Source organism: Mesorhizobium sp. M1423, assembly GCF_040317575.1.
GTDB lineage: Bacteria > Pseudomonadota > Alphaproteobacteria > Rhizobiales > Rhizobiaceae > Mesorhizobium.
This window is the reverse complement of sequence record NZ_JAMYKU010000042.1, coordinates 1-19,242: the sequence shown is the minus strand read 5'-3', so window position 1 is coordinate 19,242 and position 19,242 is coordinate 1. Positions and strand designations below refer to the sequence as shown.

General features: G+C 62.4%; 19 protein-coding genes and 1 pseudogene. 12 read left to right on the top strand and 8 right to left on the bottom strand.

Annotation, left to right across the window (positions count from 1 at the left end):
* Positions 1-43 precede the first annotated feature (43 nt).
* The 4 genes from mltG to NKG95_RS31805 all read left to right on the top strand — a co-directional run bounded on the left by mltG (position 44) and on the right by NKG95_RS31805 (position 3,778).
* Entirely contained in the window at positions 44-1,264 is a 1,221-nt protein-coding gene (gene mltG / locus NKG95_RS31820; protein ID WP_352481805.1) for an endolytic transglycosylase MltG, read from the top strand.
* Positions 1,265-1,401: 137 nt separating this feature from the next.
* On the top strand, positions 1,402-2,292 hold the full coding sequence (locus tag NKG95_RS31815; RefSeq protein ID WP_023719823.1) for a YicC/YloC family endoribonuclease: 891 nt from the start codon (positions 1,402-1,404) through the stop codon (positions 2,290-2,292).
* A gap of 33 nt (positions 2,293-2,325) precedes the next feature.
* Entirely contained in the window at positions 2,326-2,982 is a 657-nt protein-coding gene (gene gmk / locus NKG95_RS31810; protein WP_023719822.1) for a guanylate kinase, read from the top strand.
* A 97-nt stretch (positions 2,983-3,079) separates the two neighbouring features.
* The gene (locus tag NKG95_RS31805; RefSeq protein ID WP_352885055.1) at positions 3,080-3,778 is read left to right on the top strand and encodes a glutathione S-transferase family protein; all 699 of its coding nucleotides are present in this window, start codon (positions 3,080-3,082) and stop codon (positions 3,776-3,778) included.
* Here NKG95_RS31805 and NKG95_RS31800 read toward each other — a convergent pair.
* The 7 genes and pseudogenes from NKG95_RS31800 to lptF all read right to left on the bottom strand — a co-directional run bounded on the left by NKG95_RS31800 (position 3,748) and on the right by lptF (position 12,322).
* A pseudogene (locus NKG95_RS31800) lies at positions 3,748-4,252 on the bottom strand (GFA family protein). The gene NKG95_RS31805 and the pseudogene NKG95_RS31800 overlap by 31 nt on opposite strands.
* Positions 4,253-4,640: 388 nt before the next feature.
* Positions 4,641-5,480: a 16S rRNA (adenine(1518)-N(6)/adenine(1519)-N(6))-dimethyltransferase RsmA gene (gene rsmA / locus NKG95_RS31795; protein ID WP_023719819.1), complete on the bottom strand. Its 840-nt coding sequence runs from the start codon at positions 5,478-5,480 to the stop codon at positions 4,641-4,643.
* A gap of 52 nt (positions 5,481-5,532) precedes the next feature.
* Positions 5,533-6,561, bottom strand: a complete 1,029-nt coding sequence (pdxA, locus tag NKG95_RS31790; RefSeq protein WP_352494875.1) for a 4-hydroxythreonine-4-phosphate dehydrogenase PdxA — start codon at positions 6,559-6,561, stop codon at positions 5,533-5,535.
* A gap of 13 nt (positions 6,562-6,574) precedes the next feature.
* The gene (locus NKG95_RS31785; protein ID WP_023719817.1) at positions 6,575-7,501 is read right to left on the bottom strand and encodes a peptidylprolyl isomerase; all 927 of its coding nucleotides are present in this window, start codon (positions 7,499-7,501) and stop codon (positions 6,575-6,577) included.
* A gap of 119 nt (positions 7,502-7,620) precedes the next feature.
* Positions 7,621-10,038, bottom strand: coding sequence for an LPS-assembly protein LptD (locus tag NKG95_RS31780; RefSeq protein WP_353043521.1), 2,418 nt, complete (start codon positions 10,036-10,038; stop codon positions 7,621-7,623).
* Entirely contained in the window at positions 10,038-11,123 is a 1,086-nt protein-coding gene (gene lptG, locus NKG95_RS31775; RefSeq protein ID WP_023719815.1) for an LPS export ABC transporter permease LptG, read from the bottom strand. Before lptG ends, NKG95_RS31780 begins: the two co-directional genes overlap by 1 nt.
* On the bottom strand, positions 11,120-12,322 hold the full coding sequence (lptF, locus tag NKG95_RS31770; protein WP_352494877.1) for an LPS export ABC transporter permease LptF: 1,203 nt from the start codon (positions 12,320-12,322) through the stop codon (positions 11,120-11,122). The genes lptG and lptF overlap by 4 nt, the downstream gene beginning before the upstream one ends.
* Positions 12,323-12,676: 354 nt before the next feature.
* Between lptF and NKG95_RS31765 the strand changes: the two genes are divergently transcribed.
* The 5 genes from NKG95_RS31765 to NKG95_RS31745 all read left to right on the top strand — a co-directional run bounded on the left by NKG95_RS31765 (position 12,677) and on the right by NKG95_RS31745 (position 17,285).
* Positions 12,677-13,843, top strand: a complete 1,167-nt coding sequence (locus NKG95_RS31765) for a flavin-containing monooxygenase (protein ID WP_352481799.1) — start codon at positions 12,677-12,679, stop codon at positions 13,841-13,843.
* A gap of 73 nt (positions 13,844-13,916) precedes the next feature.
* Positions 13,917-14,300 carry a VOC family protein gene (locus tag NKG95_RS31760; RefSeq protein ID WP_352494878.1) on the top strand — a complete coding sequence of 128 codons (384 nt, stop codon included), beginning with the start codon at positions 13,917-13,919 and terminating at the stop codon, positions 14,298-14,300.
* A gap of 87 nt (positions 14,301-14,387) precedes the next feature.
* Positions 14,388-15,884, top strand: coding sequence for a leucyl aminopeptidase (locus tag NKG95_RS31755; protein WP_353043520.1), 1,497 nt, complete (start codon positions 14,388-14,390; stop codon positions 15,882-15,884).
* Positions 15,885-15,914: 30 nt separating this feature from the next.
* A complete protein-coding gene (locus tag NKG95_RS31750; protein ID WP_023719810.1) occupies positions 15,915-16,364 on the top strand; it encodes a DNA polymerase III subunit chi in 450 nt (149 codons plus the stop codon).
* An 18-nt stretch (positions 16,365-16,382) separates the two neighbouring features.
* Positions 16,383-17,285 carry an aminoglycoside phosphotransferase family protein gene (locus NKG95_RS31745; protein WP_353043519.1) on the top strand — a complete coding sequence of 301 codons (903 nt, stop codon included), beginning with the start codon at positions 16,383-16,385 and terminating at the stop codon, positions 17,283-17,285.
* A 51-nt stretch (positions 17,286-17,336) separates the two neighbouring features.
* On the opposite strand, the gene NKG95_RS31740 is transcribed toward NKG95_RS31745, so the two are convergent.
* The gene (locus NKG95_RS31740; RefSeq protein ID WP_352481796.1) at positions 17,337-17,513 is read right to left on the bottom strand and encodes a hypothetical protein; all 177 of its coding nucleotides are present in this window, start codon (positions 17,511-17,513) and stop codon (positions 17,337-17,339) included.
* Positions 17,514-17,653: 140 nt separating this feature from the next.
* Between NKG95_RS31740 and NKG95_RS31735 the strand changes: the two genes are divergently transcribed.
* The 3 genes from NKG95_RS31735 to rlmJ form a co-directional block, all read left to right on the top strand.
* Positions 17,654-18,313 (top strand): TetR/AcrR family transcriptional regulator, encoded by a 660-nt coding sequence (locus tag NKG95_RS31735; protein WP_353043518.1) that lies wholly within the window; start codon positions 17,654-17,656, stop codon positions 18,311-18,313.
* Positions 18,314-18,337: 24 nt separating this feature from the next.
* Positions 18,338-18,949 (top strand): hypothetical protein, encoded by a 612-nt coding sequence (locus NKG95_RS31730; RefSeq protein ID WP_353043516.1) that lies wholly within the window; start codon positions 18,338-18,340, stop codon positions 18,947-18,949.
* Positions 18,946-19,242 (top strand): 23S rRNA (adenine(2030)-N(6))-methyltransferase RlmJ (gene rlmJ, locus NKG95_RS31725; RefSeq protein WP_353043515.1); only part of this gene is annotated, 297 nt, incomplete at its 3' end. The genes NKG95_RS31730 and rlmJ, both read left to right, overlap by 4 nt.

Below are 19,242 nucleotides of genomic sequence, written 5' to 3'. Positions count from 1 at the left end.
TCTGCCCGAGGGGATTCGTCGCAAGATCAATTGGTAGGGCGCTATGAACACAAATCCGGCCGATAACGGGGAATTCGGGCAACGGGCAGCAACCCCCGGCCCGATCGTGCCGAAGACGGCCAGCGAGGCGTTGCGGCCCGAGGCCGGCACGCCGCCGCCGAAGCGCTCGCGTGCCTCGCGCAGCCAGTTCGTCGTGTTCATGAACTTCGTCATCTCTTCGGTGATGCTGATGGTTCTGGCGGCAGGCGTTGCGCTGTATTTCGGCAAGCAGGAATTCAACGAGCCGGGCCCGTCGGCCAATGGCGACACTTTCCTGGTCAAGCCGAATAGCGGCGTCCAGGAGATCGCCGACCAGCTTGAGCGGCGAGGGCTGATCAGCGACGCCCGCATCTTCCGCCTTGGCGTACGCGCCTTCGGCAATGATTCCGCCCTGAAGGCTGGCGAATACGAGATCAAGCCGCAGGCTTCGATGCACGATATCATGGAACTGCTGAAGAGCGGCAAGTCGGTGATGTATTCGCTGACCATCCCCGAGGGGCTGACGGTCGAGCAGGCACTGCAACGGATCGCTGAGCAGGACGCACTGACCGGCGATATGCCGTCGACCACTCCACCCGAGGGCAGCCTCGCCACCGACACGCTGCGCTTCACCCGCGGCGCAACACGCCAGCAGATGGTCGACAAGCTTCTGGCCGACCAGAAAAGGCTGGTCGACGAAGTCTGGCAGCGCCGAGCGCCGGATCTGCCGATCGCCAACATTGAGGATTTTGTCACCCTGGCCTCGATCGTCGAGAAGGAGACAGGTAAGGGCGATGAACGCTCGCGGGTAGCGGCCGTCTTCCTCAACCGGCTGGCCAAGGGTATGCGGCTGCAGTCGGACCCGACCATCATCTACGGCCTGTTCGGCGGCAAGGGCAAACCCATCGACCGCCCGATCTATCAGTCGGACATCCAGAAGCCGACGCCCTACAACACCTATCTGATCAACGGCTTGCCGCCGACGCCGATCGCCAATCCCGGCCGTGCGGCGCTGGAGGCAGTCGCCAATCCGTCGAAGACCAGCGATCTTTACTTCGTCGCCGACGGCAGCGGCGGCCACGTCTTTGCCGCGACGCTCGATGAGCATAACGAGAATGTCGCTCGCTACCGGGCACTGCTGAAAAAGCAGGCGCAGGACGCCGCCAAGGCCGGGGCAACCAATACCGGAGCCGACACGCCGGCGGGAGCCATCGTTGACGATGCGGGGGCTACCGCCGCCCAGTAGGGCCAGACGCCATCAGGTCGGCCCTGTGCATGTCCGGGTGGATGTGCAAGGGCTGCTATGGCATTGAAATTCACATGATCCTGTCCGGAGCAATCGTTCCGGCTTGAGGGGCATTCGGCAAGGGGACGCACGGCAACATGAACTTGCAGAGTATGACCGGTTTTGCGCGCAGTGTCGCCGAACACGAAGGCACTTCGATTGCCTGGGAAGCCAAGTCCGTCAACGGCAAGAGCGTCGAGGTCAGGCTGCGGCTGCCGCAAGGTTTCGACCGGCTGGAGCCGGCCGTCAGGCAGACGGTGCAAAAGCGTTTTGGGCGCGGTAATTTCCAGATGACGCTGACCATTGGCCGCGCCGCCGGCGCGCAAGCGCAACCCGTGGTCAACGAGGCTTTCCTGAAGGATCTGGCGGGGTTGGCCAAGCGGCTGCAGGAGCAGTTCGGAGTAGCGCCTGCGGCGGCCGACGGACTGCTTGCGCTGCGCGGCGTGCTCGACATTCCCGAAGCCATCGAAACCGAAGAGGCGCGCAGTGCGCTCGATACCGCGATATTGTCGGCGCTGGAAGCAGCACTGGACGGGCTGCAGCAGGCGCGCCAAGGCGAAGGTGCGGCGCTTCGTTCCCTGCTGTCCGGCCATATCGATGCCATCGAGGCGCTGACACTGCGGGCCGAGGCCGATCCATCACGCGAGCCGGCCACGATCCGCGAAAGGCTTGCAGAGCAGATCCGGCTGCTGATGGACGCATCAGCCAATCTGGATGCCAGCCGGCTGCATATGGAAGCGGCATTCCTGGCCACCAAGGCCGACATACGCGAGGAGATCGACCGGCTGAAGACGCACGTGGCGTCGGGCCGGGCGCTGCTCGCCGGCGGTGGCGCCGTCGGCCGCAAGCTCGATTTCCTGGCGCAGGAATTCAACCGCGAATCGAATACGCTGTGTTCCAAGTCGAATGCTGCCGCGGTCACCGCCATCGGACTGGAACTGAAGGCGGTCGTCGACCAGTTTCGCGAACAGGTCCAGAATCTGGAATGATCCCGATGCCAAGCCACATGACTGCCAAGCCCCATGACCACTAGGGATGTGGGTTCCCGCATTCGGCGCCGCGGGCTGATGCTGGTGTTGTCGTCGCCCTCAGGCGCCGGCAAGTCGACGATCGCGCGCAACCTGCTGGAGAGCGATTCCAGCCTGGAATTGTCGGTCTCGGTCACCACGCGGCCACGCCGCGGCAGCGAGATCGAGGGTGTCCATTACCACTTCCGCACGATGCGCGAGTTCGAGCGGCTGCGCGATTCCGATGCGCTGCTCGAATGGGCGGAGGTGCACGGCAATTGCTACGCGACGCCGCGCGAGCCGGCCGAACAGGCGCTGGCAGAAGGCCGCGACATGCTGTTCGACATCGATTGGCAAGGCGCTCAGCAGCTCAAGGAGAAGATGCGCGCCGACATCGTCTCGATCTTCATCCTGCCGCCGTCGATGAAGGAATTGAAGGCGCGGCTGAAGCGTCGCGCCGAGGACCAGGAAGCGGTAATCGAGACGCGGCTCAAGAACGCCCGTAATGAGATCGAGCACTGGAAGGAATATGATTTCGTCATCGTCAACGACGATCTTGACCGCGCTTTCGCCGAGGTGCGCGGCATCGTCACGGCCGAACGGCTCAGACGCGATCGCCGGCCGGGCTTGTTCGATTTCGTCTCGGGGCTGCTCGATGAGAAGACGGATTGAGCACCTTTATCGTAAGCGTCCGGCCTGCGGCGTCTTTCGGGACGGTGGCGATCACACGAAGATAGTGTCCACTTGTCGGGATAATTGACATTTGCCGATGTTGGTTGACGAGAGAGACGCCCTCGTACCAGCGATCAACGTCGGCATAAAACGCGATAGAGAGTTGGCATGCCGATTGAATTATGGGGCTTTTGACACACCGAATGGCCGAAAGATCAGCGTCGCGCTCGAGGAGATGGGGCTGCCCTACACGGTGAAGGTGGTCGACATCACGAAGGGCGAACAGCATGCCTCTGGGTTTCTGCGTATTAGCCCCAACAATCGCATCCCCGCCATCGTCGATCCCGCCGGACCGGACGGTAGACCGATCAGCGTGTTCGAGTCGGGTGCCATCCTAATTTACCTAGGCCAGAAGACCGGCCACTTTTGGCCGTCCAGACTCAGCGCGCAAGTCCCTGTGTTGGAATGGCTGATGTGGCAGGTGGGTGGTTTCGGTCCGATGCCGGGCCAGGTGCACCACTTTCTTGGCGTGACCGACGACCAGGACCGCCGCTACGGACTGGCACGCTATAGCGCAGAGACCCGACGCCTGTGCGGAGTCGCCGATCGGAGGCTGGCGGAGGTCGAGTATTTCTCGGGCGAGCTGTCGATCGCCGATTTTGCTATTCTCGGCTGGGCATGGCGGCACGAGCGGCATCAAGTCGATCTTGCCGAATTTCCGAATGTTGAGCGCTGGTATGGGACTATGATGGCACGGCCGGGGGTTCAACGCGGCTTTGCGGTATCGCTCTCCTGATGGAACGACACGAAGCTCGACGCTTCCGTGAATTCGCTCCTGTCTTCGACAATATTTTCGTCATATTGCGGCAGGTCGTCTGTAATGGTGAACCAAGGTGCCTTGGAGCCGACGAAAATGTGCGCGCTTGGGCGAATGTTTGGGTCGTCGACGAGGGTCCCCATAGCGATGTGGGCGAACGCGCCGTCACGAACAACCGCAAAAAGGAACGACCCGCATAGCTTGCATCGCTCGTCATGCCAGCTATTGCCGTCGACGATCTGGATTTTGTCCTCCCCACTCGTGATGCGCAATTTGACGCTCTATGCCTGCGAATGGCTTGAACGCTGCGCCGGTTGCGCGACGGCAGATCGAGCAATGGCAATTCACGGCAAATATGAACTCGTCCGTCACCTTATAGGTGACTGCACCGCACTGGCATGATCCACCTAGCGTGCGGGTGTTGGTCGGCTCCTGCAGCGTCACGACTGGCATTCCTCTGTGCGATCGAAGTTTACCAGATAGCACACTTTTATCGGACTTCAGGCGGGTAGTCGGGGCGACGCTTTGTCTGGGCGGGTGTCAAGTGTTCAATGATCTGTACAATGTCGGTCCGTCCGATCTGCGGATAGTGCTCTCGCATCCCCGTGACCTCTTGGGGCCATTCCGATTCTCTCCAAGGAACGCTGCCGCCTCGGACAGGCGCAGATCGGTGCAGCGCGTGACCCACACAATCGCGATCCTGCTGGCATCGCCGTCACAAACATAGCGCATATAGCCCGGCAAAATCGATATTTCGCGCCAGCGTATGGTGGATATTTTCTCGCCTGCCTCGATAAGTGGGAAAAGCCGAGCGACCACTCCAAGTTCCTGCATCACAGCCTCACACCGCATTCGTCAGCCGCACGAATTCCTCGACGCTGAGCGTCTCCGCACGCCTGGTCGGATCGATGCCGGCGCGGGTGAGCAGCGCCTCGCCGCCAAGGCTTTTCACGCTCTGCCGCAGCATTTTCCGGCGTTGGCCGAACGCCGCTTCGGTGACGCGGCTGAGCCGTTTCACCTCTGCCGGCAAGGGGCTGGCGCGTGGCACCAGATGCACAACCGAGGACGTCACCTTGGGTGGCGGCGTGAACGCCTGCGGCGGCACGTCGAAGGCAATCCTCGCTTCCGTCCGCCACCCTGCCAGCACGCCGAGCCGGCCATAGGCCTCGCTGCCGGGGCTGGCTGCAATGCGTTCGGCGACCTCGCGCTGGAACATCAGCGTCATCGATGTGTAGAAAGGCGGCCACTCGGTGACGGTCAGCCAACGGATCAGCAATTCGGTGCCGATATTGTAAGGCAGGTTGGCGACGATTTTCGCCGACCCGCTGCTTCCCGGCACTCCTTTGGCAAGCGCTGCAAAATCAGTTTTCAGCGCATCGCCGGCCACGATCTCGAGCCGACCCGGATAGTGGTTCGCGATCTCGGCCAAGGCCGCCAGGCAGCGCTCGTCGCGCTCGATCGCGACGACCCGCCGGGCGCCGTTGAGGAGCAGGGCCCTAGTCAGCCCGCCCGGACCGGGACCGACCTCGATAACCGTAACGTCGCTCAGGTCGCCGGCGGTCCGCGCAATCTTGCTTGTCAGGTTAAGGTCGAGCAGAAAATTCTGGCCGAGCGCCTTTTTCGCCTGCAGCCCATGGCGCTCGATCACCTCACGCAGCGGCGGCAGCCCGTCTATGCTCATCGGGCTGGGCTCATCGGGCTGGGCTCATTGGGTTAGGATCATCGGATTGGGCTCATTGGCCTGCAGTTTTTGTCCCAGTATCGGCAAGTAGGCGAGCGAGCTTCAGTGCGCCAATCAGACTGTCGGCGCGGGCGATGCCCTTGCCGGCGATGTCGAAGGCGGTGCCATGGTCGGGCGAGGTGCGGATGAAGGGCAGGCCGAGCGTGACGTTGACAGCCTCGTCAAACGCCAGCGCCTTGGCCGGGATCAGCGCCTGGTCGTGATACATGCAGAGCGCCACGTCGTAGCCGGCGCGGGCGCGAGCATGAAACAGCGTGTCGGCGGGCAATGGCCCGAAGGCGTCGATCCCTTCCTGCCTCAGCCTGTCGACCGCCGGGCGTACGATGCGCTCATCTTCGGTGCCCATCGCGCCGCCTTCGCCGGCGTGCGGGTTGAGGCCGGTAATGGCGAGCCGCGGCTTGGCAATTCCGAAGCGGTTTGCAAGGTCGGCGGCGGTGATGCGGCCGGTGGTGACGATCAGGTCGGTCGTCAGCGCCTTCGGCACCTCGGCCAGCGCGATGTGGATGGTGACCGGCACGGTGCGCAGGTCCGGTCCGGCAAGCAGCATCACCGGCGTCACCTCGGTACCGGTATGAAGCGATGCCAGATGCGCCAGATATTCGGTGTGGCCGGGAAAGCGAAAGCCGGCATCGTAGAGCGGCTTCTTGGCAATGGGGCAGGTGACGACCGCGGCAGCGCGGCCGGCCAGGCAGTCGGCGACGGCGCGGTCGATCGCCTCGACGATGCCGGCGGCGTTGGCTGGATCAGGGCGGCCGGGACTGTCGATGAAACGGGCGGCAAGCGCCACCACCGGCAGCGCGCGCGAAAACATCTCCGGCGCTAGCGCCGGCGTTGTCTCGGCCATCGCAATATCGGCGCCGAGCCTGTGCGCCCGCGCGGCAATCAGTGCCGGATCGGCAAGAAGATAGAAAGACGGAACGCCGGCGGTATCGCGGGCCTGCCAAGCGGCGATGGCGATGTCCGGCCCCACACCGGACGGATCGCCGACGCTCAGCGCCAGCGGAAGCTCTGCGTGAGGCACGGCTATCGCGACTTCAGCGCTCGATGATGCGGGCTTTCTTCCGCAACTCCTCGACATATTTCTTCGAGAGCTCGTCGGCGTTCTTGTCGCTCGAACCTTCATTCTGGAACACCATCTGCGCGACTTTGTCGTCTGACACCTCGCGCGACGAGCAGATGCCGATGAATTCGACGCCGCGGTCGGTTTCGCGCGTCGTGGTGGCGCCGCCAACCTTTGTAGCTTTTATCTGCTCGGCCCAGTCCAGCGGCAATTGCGGCGCCAGCACCCGGCCGAGATCGCGAACGGTGACATCCATCAGGCCCTTGGCGAATTCGCGCGTGGTGTTGCAGCCGTTGAAGCGGGCGCGCATGGCGTCGGCTTCGCGTTTGCGCTTGGCCAGCGTCGCGCTTCGCTCGGCGGCCGGCACCACGAAAATGACCTGCTGCAGCATGTACTCGGTGGCACTCGGTTTGCTACCGCCTTTCTCGAGCATGCGCTTGACGAGGTCCTGCTCGCTTATGGCGCCGCCGCCGTCGCTAGAACGGTGACGCGCGGTCAGCGCCTGGTTCCAGGCCATCTGCGCCCGGATAAACTCCTTGAAATGCTCCTTGGAGACGCCGGATTGCGCCATGGCGCCGTCAAGCTGCTTGAGCGGCATCTTGTTGCTCGTGGCGAAACGCTGATAAGCGGCATCGACCTGCGCGTCGCTGATGCGGATGCCGAGCCGCCTGGCTTCGGCCATGCGCAGCGTCTGGTCGATCATTTCCTGGCCGGCATCGCCCTTTTTGTGCTGCAGGCGCAGGAAAGCCGCGCGATGCTGGATGTCGCCGGTGGTGATCGGTATATTGTTGACGACGTATTTGATCTCGCTGGCGAAAACCGGCCGCGTCACTGCGGTGATCGAGACCGCCACCAGCAGCGCGAAGCCTGCCGAAAAGAGGTATTTCCTCATCGAAAGCATCCCAATTCCATCTCGATTCGGCCCAACCTGTCCCAGTTCAGGCCGCGGAAATTCGTGCCTGCTCTATGCGGCGAAACAATGTCGTCCGCCAGCCGCCCCGTTGCCGACTGCTGCTCCCCTTATTGGATGGTGTCGATGGAGCGTTGCGACGAGCCGAAATCGCCGAGCGTGCGGAACGACAGGTTGAAGCCGACGTTCTGCGATACTTCCTTGGTGTTCAGGTCACGTCTTTCCGAAAACGTCATCAAATAGGTAAAGCACGAATCGCTATAGGCAAAGCCGACCCCGTCCTTGACCAGGATGCTCTGCTCCAGATCATACGTGCCGGTGCCAAAGACGCGCCAATTCTCAGCAAGATGCGTCGAGGCGCCGAGCGTGATCTCATGGCGATCCGTGGAGAAGCCATAGAGCGGCTGCGCCTGGATGAAGGCGTATTTGGCGCTCAGCGATACGGGCAGGCCTGAAAAGGCGGCCTTTACCTCAGCGCGGCGGACCTCGAAGCTTTGCTCGTCGAAACGGCCGCTGACCGAGCCGGAAAATCCGCTGGGGCTATTGAAGCCGACAAGGCCGACATAGTCGGAGGTTGCGGTTTCAAGACCCGAATAGGCGCCGACATTGACCAGATCCGGCGTGCCGAACGAGTTCTGGCCGCCGAGTTGGTAGGATTGGCCGAACACCGCATTGGTGCTCCAGCCATTGTCGTATGCGCCTGAATAGCGCAGCCCGACATTGGCGCGTGTGCCGCCTTCCATGCGATCATAGCCGGAGAATTTGTCGCGCTCGAACAGCGTCGTGGCGTCGAAGACGAAGCTCTGGGCGTCCTCGTTAGGGACCGCCAGCCCGCCGACATATTGCTCGTTCGGACGCATGAACACTTGCGCCATCGGTTCGAAGACATGGCTGGAACTGGTCATCGAGAACAGCACCGGCCAGCGCATCTCAAGGCCGGCGGTCGCCATGTAGCGGGCAAGCGACGAACGCATGTCGTCGTCAACGCCGAGATTGGTCGCCATCTGGTTGACGGCGTCGAGCGAGGCCGAGGAGGCGTTGACATAGCCGGCGTCGCCGCGCAGCGCCAGGAGCGGCGTCAGCAGCAGCCCGCCATCGGTGGTAAAGGTGCGCTTCCATTCGGCTTGCGCGGTAAGGCGGCCGGATTGACCGTCGATGCCGCGGACGTTGTTGACGGACGAAGGGATGCCCGAATCTGCAAGAGCCGTATCGAGCCTGTCGCGGCCTATGATCCGCGCGTTGACGTCGAACGACAGCTGCCCGCCGGCCACCGGCATGTCGGGGATATAGGCGTAGTCGAGCGAAGGCAGCACCCAGGGCTGCTTGGCGGCGCGGGCGGTCGGATCGCTGGCGAGGGTGTCTTCTTGAACGTCGAAGTGCATGGCGCGCACATCGAAATAATTGCGATCGTTGAGCCCCGTCAGGTACACCTCGGAGCGGTGTACGCTATCGTTGAAGCCGTCGATATCGTAGGTGCGCGAGAAACTCTTGTCGCTCTGCAGCAGGATGTCCCAGCCGAAGTCCCAGCGCGGGTTGATGGCGAACTGGCCTTGGGTGCCCATCATGCCGCGGAACCTGTTCGGATCGCCCTCGGTACCCGAACTGACGTTGTGGCCATTGTCGTCGATGAAGGCGTCGGGATTCTCTTGCCGGATGCCCGCAATCTTCAGGCTGTACTGACCGTTGTTGAAGCGCTGCCTCCACTCGGCCTCACCGAGGAAACCCTGTCTGGTATAGCCGCTGCCGGTGACAGTTAGATCGTAGGTCGGCGAGAGCGCGAAATAATAGGGGACTCTAACACCGACGCCGAGATCGCTCTTGTAGGCGACGCCGGGGATCAGGAAGCCGCTCTTGCGCTTGACCGTCGGGTCGGCGATCTCGAAAGCCGGCAGATAGGCCAGTGGAAAGCCGAAGAACTCGAAATTCGAATTCTCGAAGCGAACCGTCTTCTTCTCGCCGTTCCAGATGATCTTCCTGGCCTTGATACGCCAGGTCGGCGCTTTGTCGGGCTTGTCCTCGCACGGCTCGCAGGCGGTGTAGACGCCATTGTGGAACGTCGTCAGCACGCCGCCCATGCGCTCCGCGCTTTCGGCGGCGAAATACGCCTTGTCGACGGTCTCGACACGCAGCGCGTTGACGAAGCCGTCGGCGAAATCGTCGGTGATGTCGGCATGCTGCGAATAGATTTTGGTGCCGTCGCTGTTGACGAGCTCGACATTGCCGCTGGCGACGAGGCGTTTGGTGTTGCGGTTGTATTCGACCCGCTGGGCGACGAGACGGTTGCCGCCATAGTCGATCTGGACGCCGCCGACGGCCGTCACAGTCTGCTTGTCGTTGTCGTAGACCAGCGTATCGGCTGCCAGCAGCATCTGCGTGCCGCTCGGAACCTTCGTTGCCAGCTCACTGACGTCCTGGGCGAAAACCGGAGCAACCGGGGCAGCGCCGGCAAGCAGGCATGCCAAGGCGATCGCCGCAGAGAGGCGTGCCAAACCGGCGTGCCTATGGCTGCGCAAAACCGCCTCCCTCACTAGCCGTCTTCCTTGTATAGCAGGAATGTCACCCCGAAGAACATAGCCACGACAACCGGGACCCAAGCCGCTACGGCAGTGGGTACGAATCCCGCTACGCCGAATGCCTTGACCAGCACCGAAACGACATAAAGCAGAAAGCCGGCCACGATGCCACCCAGAATCATCGTCGCCGACTGCCCCATCCTCGCAAATCGCATTGATACCGTTGCCGCAATCAGCGTCATCGCGACGAGCAGGAAGGGCAGCGCAATCAGGGAATCGAACTGCATGGCGAAGGCATTTGCCTTGAGGCCGAAGGAGCGGGCCACCTCGATCTTGCCGGGCAGATCGTAGAAGGGGATGGTCTCAGGGCGCGCCAACCGCTCTTGCACGAATTCCGGCTTGAGATCGGTCGGCAGCCGATCGCTGGGTAACGACTGGATGGTGCCGTCCCGGAACACCTTGACGTCCCGCAATTCCCAGTAGCCGTCCCGCAAAAAGGCGTGCGCGGCATCCTTGCGCTCGATGATGTCGCCTTGCGGGCTGAAACTGAAGAAGACCGCGTCGGCCATCTCCAGGCCTTGATTGAGAATGGCGCGCGCGCCGATGATGGTATCGCCGGAGCTGGTTTTCTGCCTGATCCAGGGCGCGGCGTCGGCCGAGACGGTGTTCGACTTGCCCGAACGGAGCTGGGTCTCGATCTGCTCGGACCAGGAATAGGCGTGCGCGGCTATCGGATTGATGACGCCAACCGACAAGGCCCCAAACAGCAGCGCCCCGATGCAGCACGGCAGCAGGAACTGCCATGCGGAAACCCCGGCGGAACGGGCGATGACCAATTCATATTTGCGGTTGAGCGACACCAGGGTCGCCATCGCCGAGAACAGGCCGACGAACGGCACCGTCTGCAGCATGATCATCGGCATCCGGAGCCCCGAAATGGCGAACGCAGTTGCGTAGGTGAAGCCCGGCACGCCGGTCGTGCGGCCGGAAAGCTCGGTGAAATCGATCAGGAACACCAGCGCCAAAAGGCCGATGAAGAACCAGATGGTGATCGTCACATAGCGAAAGAAGAAGTACCGACCCAGAGTCCAGCCCATCAGCCGGCTCCCTGTCCGGATGCGCCACGCCGGGCAAAGCGGAGCTTGACGGCGCTCCAGCCGTCATTGAAGCGGCCGGCAAGATTGGTTATCCAATCGGCCCAAGCAACCGGCAGTTCCATCGTCCGGTTGGAAACGATGAACCAGATAGCGATCGCCGATGCCACGATCGGGACGCCGTAGACCATATAGGCATATTGCGGCACCTTGTCGGCCTTGCCGGCGGCAAAGAACCCGAGCCAGCGCACGAACAGCGCGATCGCGATTGCCGTGATCAGCGGGTGCACGCGCGCCTCGCGATGCGAGCGCGCATCTCCGGCGACCGCAAGCGCGATCAGCGCAAAGACGAGCGAATAGGACCACTCGGAAAAACGCTGGTTGAGCTCGGCCAGGTACCTGTTCGGCTTTTGCTGGTACATCTTGTCGTTCGGACTGGGATTGAGCAGGTACTGGGTCGTCCGGTCCTTCGGCAAAAGCAGAATGTCAGATGACGCCGACAAGAAAGCGGACAAGTCGAAGGCGTAGGAGGTGAACCGGATTACCGAGAGGTCGCCGGTCATGGTTTTGCGATGGATGACGCCGTCATTCATCATCAGCACCTTCTCGTCGCCGCGTTCGATGATGCTGCCGGTCTTGGCATAATAGATGAGATTGACGCCTTCTTCGCGCGAGTCGGCGACGAAGATGCCGCCGAGGCGATTGTCGGGAAGCCGTTCGCCAACCTGCAGGAACAGGCCATCATCGATCTTGCGGAAGGTGCCTTCCTGGATGATCAACGACAACAGATCGGCACGCGACGAAGCAATCAACTCGCGGTTCTTCTGGCGTGCGTAAGGGTCGACGCCATTGTCGACAGCAAACGAAAAAACGCTGGCTGCGAGTGCCAGAAGCATGATCGGCCTGACGATGGTCCAGCGTGAAGCGCCGGCGGCATTGATGACGGCCAGCTCCGAATCCGAATTCATCACGCTGAGGATCTGCGCGACCGCGACGACTAGGGCGAACGGCACGACGATCGGAACGATCGACGGGACGATCAGCGCTGCGACTTCGAAGAAGGTGAGGGCCGACTGACCGCTATCGGTGACGAGGTCGATGCGGGCGAGCACCTGAGTCGTCCAGACGATCGCCAGCGTCCAAACGAGCGCCAGCGCGAATACCGCGAAAGCACGGCGCATGATGTAACGTTCAACGACCTTCATGAAGGCTTTTCTCGGCGGTTTCGAACGGCATCATGCCTTGGAATAAGGTAGTCGTCCGGCGCCGGCTGCACAACTGGCTCAGTTTGGCGGTTCGATCTGGGTTCTGTCCCGTATCGCAAATTCCGCTGGGCCGGAGTGTCGGCGGCAATGGATAAGAAAGGGCGAACATTGTTGGTTAACAACAGGTTGCGGCGGGAAGCGGGGCCGTGCCGCGACGAATCGTGGATGGTTCAATGTCGCATATGGGAGCGATTTCGGCCAAAGTCTTGTCAAATGCGGCAAAACGACCAAATGTCGCGCCGATCGCCGCCGCGGCGGCGTGATAAGACGGGTCAGGATCTGTTGAGCCCCAGCATGGAAGCGGAAAAATTGCGCAGTCAAACCGGTTGGGAAGCGGTCTTTGATGGCGCGATTGTGATCGGCGCCGGCGCGGCCGGCCTTGCCGCCGCCCACGCCCTGATGAAGGCCGGCGTACCGACGCTCGTCCTGGAAAAGGAGAGCCGGCTTGCCGAGCCCTGGCATCGGCGGCACCAACGTCTGCACCTCAACACGCATCGCGATCTCTCGACGCTGCCCGGCATCGGCTATCCCGCAGGCACCCCGGCCTTCCCGCACAGAACCGCCGTCATTCGCCATCTGAACGATTTCAGCCAAGTGCACCGGCTGCCTGTCACATTCGGCGTTGCCGTCGAAGAGATCACGTTCGATGGCGATCACTGGACCGTACAGACCAATTCCGGATCCCGTCCGGCGCGCCATGTCGTCGTCGCCACCGGGCGCGACCGGCAGCCGTTTATTCCCGCATGGAAAGGCATGAAGGATTTTGCCGGCCGGATCGTCCATTCGGCAGATTTTGGCGAGGCGAAAGACTATGCCGGCAAAAAGGTGCTGGTGGTCGGTGCCGGCAATTCGGGTTTCGACGTCCTCAATCATCTTGCCGATGCAGACGCCGAAAGCATCTGGCTGTCGGCCCGCAATGGTCCGTCATTGCTGCCGAAACGCATCTGCAAGATCGCCGTCCACAGGCTTTCGCCTTTCATGGCGCGCTTGCCGGTACGGATTGCCGATGCGGTGATGGCGACAACCCAGCGCCTGGTTTTCGGCGACCTGACGAAATTCGGGCTTCCGCCGGCCTCCATAGGAGGTGCGAGCCGTCTGAGCGCCGACTACACCGCGATCGCAGCCGATGACGGCGCGGTTCGCGCCATCAAGGCAGGCATGATCGTGGTGGTGCCGCCATTGCGAGAATTTACTCGCGACGGCATCATATTGAACGACGGCAGGTTTATCACGCCCGATATCGTCATCTCAGCGACCGGCTACCGGACCGGGCTGGAGCAGATGGTCGGCAAGCTCGGCGTTCTCGACGGCAAGGGCGTTCCGCTTTTCAACGGCGGCGAAGCCGACCCGCGATTGCCCGGTCTGTGGTTTACCGGCATGCGGCCGAGCATTCGCGGTTGTTTCGCCAATGCCCGCATTCAGGCTAGGGCGATAGCGGCGCGGATTGTCAAGCGGCGATAATGAGCAGGACTATGCCGACTGTCCGCCCCGCAATAGATACGCCTTGTTGGAACGTTCTCGAACCGAAAGGTCAATGATCATGACGCCAGTCAGCATTCGCTACATTGTCGATGATGTCGCCGCCTCGATCGACTTCTATTGCGGACATCTGGGCTTCGCCGTCCAACAGGACGCGCGACCGGCTTTTGCCTCCGTCACGCGCGGCGCGTTACGGCTCCTTCTAAGCGGACCCGGCAGTTCGGGTGCACGGGCGATGCCCGACGGCCGGCAGCCGGTGCCGGGAGGCTGGAACCGAATCCTGCTGGTGGTGCCGGACCTGAAAGAAGAGGTTGCGCGTCTCAAGAGTGCTGGACTTGTCTTTCGCAACGATATCATAACGGGCGTCGGCGGTTCCCAGACCCTGCTCGAAGACCCATCCGGCAATGTCATCGAGCTGTTTCAACCCGCCGCTCACTGACGCAACAACACGGCATCTTAGATCCGATCTGCCCAATCGAACGCCTCTCCCCGATAATCCAACGCATTTCCCCGAAAGCAGGACATGATGAATTCGAGACCCTCGATCGCCTTCGCCAAATTCGCCGCGCCCAAAAAGGGCAGCGTTTTCGTTCTGGCGGCCGACGAGGGCGGCCTCGGTGATGCGGTCAGGGCCTGCGATCCGGCAAAGACCCTCGAGCGGGCCTTTCCCGTCGCCGACTTCACCGGCAAATTCGCCAGCCAGGTCGAAGTGCTGGCACCGGAAGGGACGTCGCTCGAGCGGCTGGTGGCGGTCGGCGCCGGCAAGGGCTCCAATCTCGATGACTACGCCTGGCTGAAGCTCGGCGGCACGATTGCCGCATCCTTTCGCAAGGCGACCGAAGTGGCCGTCGTGCTCGATCTTCCCGGCGCCGCCATCAGCGGCAGGCAAGCCGTTCAGCTTGCCGCGGGCATCCTGCTGCGCAGCTATTCCTTCGACAAGTACAAGACCAAAAAGGACAATGGTGACGGCAAGCGTGAGCCAAAAAAGCCGGTAAAGGTGACCATTCACACGGCCGATCCGGCGGCCGCAAAGAAGGCCTTTGCCGATGAAGCGGCGGTGATCGACGGCGTCTTGCTGGCGCGCGATTTGGTCAATGAACCGGCCAATGTGTTGGGACCGGTGGAATTCGCCGCCCGCATCGCCCAACTGGAGGCGCTCGGCGTCACGGTCGAGATCCTGGCCGAGAAGGAGATGAAGAAGCTCGGCATGGGTTCGCTCCTGGGCGTAGCGCAGGGCTCGCCGCGTGGCGCCCGCATCGCCGTCATGCGGTGGGACGGCGGCAAGGCCAAGGAAAGCCCGGTCGCCTTCGTCGGCAAGGGAGTCACCTTCGACACCGGCGGCAATTCGATCAAGCCGGCCTCCGGTATGGAGGACATGAAGGGCGACATGGGCGGCGCTGCTGCCGTCACCGGGCTGATGCACGCGCTGGCCGCGCGCAAGGCGAAGGTCAATGTCGTGGGCATTGTCGGGCTGGTCGAAAACGCCGTCGACGGCCACGCTCAACGACCGGGCGACATCGTCACCTCGATGTCTGGCCAGACCATCGAAGTGCTCAACACCGACGCCGAGGGCCGCCTCGTGCTGGCCGATGCGCTGTGGTACTGCAACGACCGCTTCCAGCCGAAATTCATGATCAATCTGGCGACGCTGACCGGCGCCATCATGGTCGCGCTCGGCCAGCATTATGCCGGCCTGTTCTCTAATAATGACGAGCTAGCGGACCGGCTGACGGCGGCCGGTCAGGCGACGCAGGAGCGGTTGTGGCGCATGCCGCTCGGCGCCGAATACGACAAGCTGATCGAGTCCAAGAATGCCGACATGAAGAATATTGGCGGCCGTTATGGCGGCGCCATCATCGCCGCGCAGTTCCTGCAGCGCTTCGTCAAGGACACGCCCTGGGCGCATCTCGACATTGCCGGCACCGCGATGGGCTCGCCCTCCAACGAGATCAACCAGTCATGGGCTTCCGGATTCGGCGTCAGATTGCTCGACCGATTGGTGCGCGATCATTACGAGCAATGAGCGGCGCGCCAAATGATTTAGACTGAAGTCATGGCCGAAATCCTGTTCTATCACCTGACCGAATCGACCCTGGAGGACGCGCTGCCCGGCCTCCTGGAGCGCAGCATCGATCGCGGCTGGCGCGCCGTGGTGCAGACCGGCACCGAGGAACGGCGCGACGCGCTGGACCAGCATCTGTGGACTTTCCGGGACGATTCGTTCCTGGCCCATGCAACGGACCGCGAAGCCCATCCCGCCGAGCAGCCGGTGCTTCTGACCGTCGGACCTGACAATCCGAACCAGGCGCAGATACGCTTCCTGGTCGATGGCGCGGTGCCGCCGGAGCTTGGCGGCTACCAGCGCGCCGTGTTCCTGTTCGACGGCCACGATGCAGCCCAGCTAGAGGCGGCACGCACGCATTGGAAGACAATGAAGGAGGCCGGCCACACCGTGACCTACTGGCAGCAAACACCGGACCGGCGCTGGGAACGCAAGGCTTAGAAGACCTGAGCAAGCCCGATGCCGCCTGATGATCAAACACCAAGCATATCGATAGATGCCGCACTTGTTCGCCGCTTGATTGCCGCGCAGTTCCCTGAATGGGCGGACCTGCCGGTAGAGCCGGTCGAGCCTGGCGGCTGGGACAACCGCACCTTCCGGCTGGACGATCGAATGTCGGTGCGGCTGCCCAGCGCTGCCGCCTATGTTGCCCAGGTCGAGAAGGAGCATCGCTGGCTGCCTCGCCTCGCGCCTCACTTGCCTCTGCCGATACCGGTGCCACTGGCCAGAGGCGCGCCCGGTGAAGGCTATCCATGGCCTTGGTCCGTCTATCGCTGGCTTCGCGGCCGGCCGGCGGCTGGTGGGCTGATTGCCGATCTCAATGAATTCGCTCGTTCGCTGGCCGGCTTTCTGGTTGCGCTCTACCGGATCGACGCCGCTGGCGGACCACCGGCAGGTCAGCATAATTTCCACCGCGGTGGCCAGCTTTCAGTCTACGACGCCCAGACCCGAGCCGCGCTTTCGGCGCTCGGCGGCCGCATCGACAAGGCAACCGCCGAGGCGGTGTGGGCGACCGCGCTCGGCTCGCGATGGCAAGGGCCGCCGGTCTGGGTCCATGGCGACGTTGCCTCAGGCAATCTGCTCGTCGAAGATGGCAAGCTCTGCGCGGTCGTCGATTTCGGCAGTTCGGCTATCGGCGATCCTGCCTGTGACCTGGTGATCGCATGGACGGAATTTTACGGCGAGAGCCGCCAGGCGTTCCGCGACGCCATTTCCCTTGACGAGCACAGCTGGGCGCGCGCTCGGGGCTGGGCGCTCTGGAAGGCGCTGATCGTCGCTTCGGGACATGACGGCAACCAGCGCGAGGCGGAAAAATCGTGGCGGGTTATCAATGAGGTGCTGGCGGATCACACAAACAGTTAGAGCGGGATGGAGAATTCAGTTTGAACGCATCCCGCTCCAAAAACGAAAGCATTACTGCCCGCCCGTCTCCCTCCTGAACGTATCGAAATCGACCTGCATGCCGTTGAAGATAGAGCTCCAAGCGCCCATGGTCGACTGGATGTCCTTGATGGTTGCGTCATAGTCGTCGGCACGGGCCGGTGCGGAGGCCAGCGTCAGGGTCAGCGCGTGGACCGTGGAGGCGAGCAAGGATGCATGATGAAGCGAAGAGGGCGTGGATGAAAACGATATGGAAGCTGTTCATGGCGTTCTCCTCTGGTTTTTGTTGGCCTTACGATGTAAGGTAATGTCGAAAATTAACCTTACAGCGTAAGTTGTCAAGCGGCACCATGGACATATCAGTCAAAAAAAAGCGAACGCGCGGCCGGCTGTCTCGCGAGATGATCGAGGATGCGGCTTTCGAGGTAATCGAGAGGGAGGGGCTTTCCGGCTTTTCGATGCGCAAGCTGGCGGCAGAACTCGGCTGCGAAGCGATGAGCATCTACCATCATTTCCCCTCCCAGGCGCATCTTTACGAGGCACTGGTCGATCGACAGATCAGCTCGATCAAGATTCCTGACGACGGCATGCCTTGGCGCCAGCGGATCCACGTCGCCGTGAAGGAATACCGCCGGGTCGCCACCGAACATCCGGCCTTTGCGCCGTTCATTGTGGTCTACCGCATGAATTCGCCGGCATGTCTCGCCAAGCTGAACGACGTGATCGGCCTGTTCGAAGCCGGCGGTTTCGGTTTGGAACTCAGCGCCCGGTTGTTCCGAGCCACGAGCTACTATCTGATGGGCGCGATCCTTGACGAGACGGCCGGCTACGCCAAGGGGCCTTCGGCGGTCACCACGGTGAGCGATGAAGCGCTAGCGCGGGATTTCCCCCGCGTCATGGCTGCCGGGGCATATTTCGGCACAGCCGGTTTTGACAAGACCTTCGATATAGGCCTCGACATGTTGCTGGACGAGATGGAGCGTATCCGCGACGGTGCCAATGCGAGGTAGTTGCATCAACGGGGCATTGTCCGCATGCGCTTTTTGTTTCTTCTGATCCTGCTCATCGGTACCGGCATCGGCGTCGTCTATCCCTGGGCGATGACCAATTTCTCCGGCCGTGAGATCGGCACCTGGCGGGTTTACGACCAGGGCCGGTTCAAGCCGGTGACGGTGGCCCTGAGCGCACGCGACGGGCCGCTACGCGTGCTGGTCGATCTTACTGCAAGAGCCGAGCGCATCGTCTCGCAGCAGCGCACCGTGCTGACCCTGACCGCCGCCACCGGCGGCAGGACGGTGCTCGCCTCGACGCTGCAGTTCAATCACTCCGACAATCCGCGCCAGGTCAGCCCACAGCTGCCGGACAGGATCTTTCGCGACGAGGCCGGCCTGATCCCGAGCGTTACCCCCGGTTCCTACATCTTCACCGTCGGTCCGGGCGACGCCGGGGGCATTCCGATGCGGGCCATCGACCTCGTCCTGCGCTCGGCTGCCGGCGAGGTCGACCGCTGGGCGCGGCCGGTCGGTTTTTCCCTGATGGCGGCCGGCCTGGCCGGGCTGGCGCTGGCATTCCGTTTCGGCGGCCGGCGGCCGGAAAATCCGAACTCGCAGCCGCCACCGCCGCGCTGGGGCAGGGGCTCCAATTGAACTATCGCCACGCCTACCATGCCGGGAACTTCGCCGACGTCGTCAAGCATGCCGTGCTCAGCCGGCTGATCGAATATCTGAAGCAGAAGGACAAGGCGTTTCGGGTCATCGATATCCATGCCGGCATCGGCCGCTACGATCTGTCCTCAACCGAAGCGCAAAAGACGGGCGAATGGCAGGGCGGCAAAGGGCCCCGGGGCCAAAGCGCCCCAGCCGCCCCCCCGGGCGCAGTTGGTGGACCCGATATGGTTCATAAAAAAAAAAACAAGCCCACCAGACCCCACGAAAAAAGG